The organism is Aquiflexum sp. (assembly GCF_977115555.1).
In genome coordinates, this window is sequence record NZ_CDSBKL010000385.1 from 1 (window position 1) to 3,764 (window position 3,764).

Annotated in this window: 3 protein-coding genes; all 3 read right to left on the reverse strand. The window is 45.0% G+C overall.

The genetic code is table 11. The features are described from left to right. Positions 1-10: 10 nt before the first annotated feature. The 3 genes from ACZFYI_RS17065 to ACZFYI_RS17075 all read right to left on the reverse strand — a co-directional run bounded on the left by ACZFYI_RS17065 (position 11) and on the right by ACZFYI_RS17075 (position 3,545). On the reverse strand, positions 11-1,810 hold the full coding sequence (locus ACZFYI_RS17065) for an acyl-CoA dehydrogenase family protein (protein WP_462525335.1): 1,800 nt from the start codon (positions 1,808-1,810) through the stop codon (positions 11-13). A gap of 139 nt (positions 1,811-1,949) precedes the next feature. Continuing rightward, entirely contained in the window at positions 1,950-3,125 is a 1,176-nt protein-coding gene (locus tag ACZFYI_RS17070; RefSeq protein ID WP_462525336.1) for a thiolase family protein, read from the reverse strand. A gap of 66 nt (positions 3,126-3,191) precedes the next feature. Continuing rightward, positions 3,192-3,545 (reverse strand): four helix bundle protein, encoded by a 354-nt coding sequence (locus ACZFYI_RS17075; protein ID WP_462525337.1) that lies wholly within the window; start codon positions 3,543-3,545, stop codon positions 3,192-3,194. Positions 3,546-3,764 lie beyond the last annotated feature (219 nt).

Below are 3,764 nucleotides of genomic sequence, written 5' to 3' on the forward strand. Positions count from 1 at the left end.
GAAATAAAAATTAAGAAAAAGGATACTTCCCTTTCTCAATCATATAATCTGCCACCTGTCTTCTCAGCTCTTTGGTATTGACCAGGTCTGCTTTGGTATAGCGCTTCAATCCCATCAACATCACTTTCTGCTCGTCACCTTTGGTAAATGCCGCAATAGCTTCCTTAGCGGCAGTCTGGATTTTTTCTGCTGCTTCAAACAGATACACCTGCGTCATCGCAATCTGCGGTTGACAGGCATCTTCGCCTCTCAGACCCACGAGTTTTTCTGTTCTCAGGATGACAGACTCAGCCGCGTAGATTTCAATCATCAGGTCAGCAAGGTTCATCATCACTTCCTGTTCGGATTCGATTTTGTCTGCCAAAGCCATGGCCGCCTTACCGCCCACCATCAGAAATACTTTCTTGAGTTTCTTGATGGTTTCTTTTTCTGCAGCAAAAAGCTCAGAATTATCCACTGTCTCAAAGCTCGGGACGGAAGTCAATTCTGCCGAAACAGCCATAGCCGGTTCGAAAAGGTTGATCTCTCCTTTCATTGCTCTCTTGAGCAACATGCCTACCATCAGCATGCGGTTGATTTCGTTGGTACCTTCGTAAATCCTGGAAATACGTGCATCTCTATAAGCGCGCTCCATCGGTGCATCGGCTGAATAGCCCATACCGCCATAGACCTGTACGCCTTGATCGACGACATAGTCCAATACTTCCGAACCATGAACTTTGGCAATCGCCGCTTCTATCGCAAATTCCTCCAAAGCTTTCAGTTTTGCCTGTGCATCCGGCATGCCTTCGGCAGCGAGGGACTCCATCCTGTCTTCGATATCCTGACCGGCACGGTAGCAGAGTGATTCGCAGGCATAAGTCCTGACAGCCATTTCTGCCAATTTTTGCTTGATCGCACCGAAGGTATTGATCGCTACGCCAAACTGCTTGCGCTCTCCGGCATAATTCACAGAAAGGGAAGCCACAGACCTGCAGCCACCCAAGACACCTGCACCCAATTTGATTCTTCCGATATTGAGGATGTTTACAGCGATTTTGAAACCGTTTTGTCTGTCGGAAAGCATGTTTTCCACAGGAACTTTGCAGTCATTGAAGAATACCTGACGGGTAGAAGAACCTTTGATGCCCATCTTCTTTTCTTCCTCATTCATGGTGATCCCACCAAATCCTTTTTCTACGATAAAGGCGGTAAGGTTCTTGTCATTTTCGATTTTGGCAAAGACAATGAAAAGGTCAGCGAATCCCGCATTGGAGATCCACATTTTTTGCCCGTTGATGAGGTAGTGTTTACCATCTTCAGTCAAAGTAGCTTTGGTCTTGCCGCTGTTGGCATCTGAACCGGCATCCGGTTCTGTCAAGCAGTAGCAAGCCGCCCATTCGCCGGTCGCTAACTTGGGAAGGTACTTTGATTTCTGGTCTTCAGAGCCATAGTATAGAATCGGAAGTGTGCCGATACCTGTATGTGCACCATAAGTCGTCGAAAAAGATCCTGCTCCGCCGATAATGTCAGCAATAAGCATGGAAGAGTTGAAGCTCATGCCCATGCCACCGAATTCTTCAGGAACAGCGATACCTAGGAGACCTAGGTCTCCGGCTTTTTTGAAAATGGATGGAACAAGCTCAGGATGCTTCATGCTATCGATTTCCTCACTGTGTGGATGGATTTCGGTATCGATAAAATCCTGACAGGCCTGAGCCATCATTTTTTGTTCTTCTGTAAATTCTTCAAAGATGAAGATGTCTTTTGCTTCGGTTTCCTTGACAAGGAATTCGCCGCCGTTGATTGAATTTTTGGTTATTGTGCTCATAATTGTAGACATAAGACACAAGACGCAAGACATAAGACAAGCTTATTCATACGCTTATGTCACTATTTTTTTTCAAATTTTAAGATAAGAGTGTAAAGCATTTTTTGGATTTTGTTGATTTCATTAATAACCTTTTCAATTACCGCAATAACTCATAAACTCCCGCCACTCCCTGACCGCCGCCGACACAGGCGGTGACGAGTCCATATTTTTTGTTTTGTCTTCGGAGTTCGTGGAAAAGCTGAACGGAAAGTTTGGCTCCGGTACAGCCGAGTGGGTGACCTAATGCGACAGCTCCGCCATTGACATTGACTTTGCTGATGTCCATATCCAAAGACTTGATCACTGCCAAACCTTGGGCAGCAAAAGCCTCATTCAATTCAATCAGGTCAATTTTATCCAAAGTCAATCCGGCTTGCTTCAGGGCTTTTGGCACAGCTTCTTTTGGACCGATGCCCATGATTCTAGGGTCTACACCGGCTACGGAATAGGACATCATCCTGGCGATCGGCTCAAGGTTAAGTTCTTTGACCATCCGCTCTGACATGACGACCACGAAGGCGGCCCCATCAGAAGTTTGGGAGGAATTTCCTGCCGTGACCTGTCCGTTCATTTTGAAGGCCGGCTTGAGGTTCGCAAGGACTTCAGGAGTCGTGCCTGCCCTTGGACCTTCGTCTGTATCCACGACATATTTTCTTGTTTTCCTTTTTCCTTTTTCGTCGAGGTATGTTTCTTCAACCTCTACAGGAACGATCTGCTCTTTGAATTTTCCTGCGGCGATCGCTGCCAATGCTTTGGTATGGGAATTTGCCGAAAACTCATCTGCCTGCTCGCGGGTGATTTCGTAGTCCTTTGCAAGTTCCTCTGCAGTCAAACCCATGCTGAGGTAATATTCCGGAGTCTGGGAGGCGATTTTCCAGTTAAGGACAGTCTTATATCCCATCATCGGGAGCATGGACATGGATTCTGTTCCGCCGGCAATGATGCAGTCTGCCATACCTGCTTTGATTTTTCCAACAGCCAAAGCGATGGCTTCCAAGCCGGAACCGCAGTATCTGTTGATAATGAAGCCGGGGTTGTCGATACCCAATGCCAAAAGGGAAATCATCCTTCCCATCTGCATACCCTGTTCGGCTTCCGGGATGGCATTTCCGACAATCAGGTCATCGACCATTTTATTTTCCAATCCGGGGGTGTTGGCCACAAGGTGCTTGATGACATCTGAGGCCAAATCGTCAGGCCGGTAGAATCTGAAACCGCCCTTTTTGGCTTTTCCTACCGCCGATCTATATCCGTTTACTATATATGCTTCCATGGTGTGTTTTTTTGAGTTTGGTGTTATTTAATTGTATCAAGAATCAAGACACAAGTATCAAGTACCTTACCGATCAAGCGAGGTTTTAAGTCCCATAATCATTTTTTGAATTTCAACGATGTCTTCATTTATTTCAGAAGAAAGGTTTTCAGACATTAAGCCTACCCTCCTGCTTATTTCAATTTGGGTTTCTAGTTCAAAACTTTCACCTAAGCTTATCTCTAATGAATTGGCAAAAGAGTTTTTTGATGTTTTAGCAGAACCTTCAGCAATATTGGATGGTATAGAAACACCGGCCCTCCTCATTTGGGACGTCATTCCAAACTTCTCTTCATTGGGAAAAAGTGCTGTTGATTTGTATATTTTTACAGCCAAATCCACTGATTTTTGCCAGACTTTTAAATCTTTGAAATTATGCATGATTGAAAATTTTAAGAGTTATTGCTTGATACTTTAATCTTGATACTTGATACTGTTTTCTCGTTTCTCGCTTCTCGTTTCTCGCTTCTCTCTTAATTTCTGAGCGGTTTTCCTTTAAACAGAATACTGTGTATCCTTTCCAGGGTTTTTTTCTCCCCTGTTAAGCTCAAGAATGCTTCGCGCTCAAGATCGAGTAAGTACTGTTCGCTGACTTCGGTC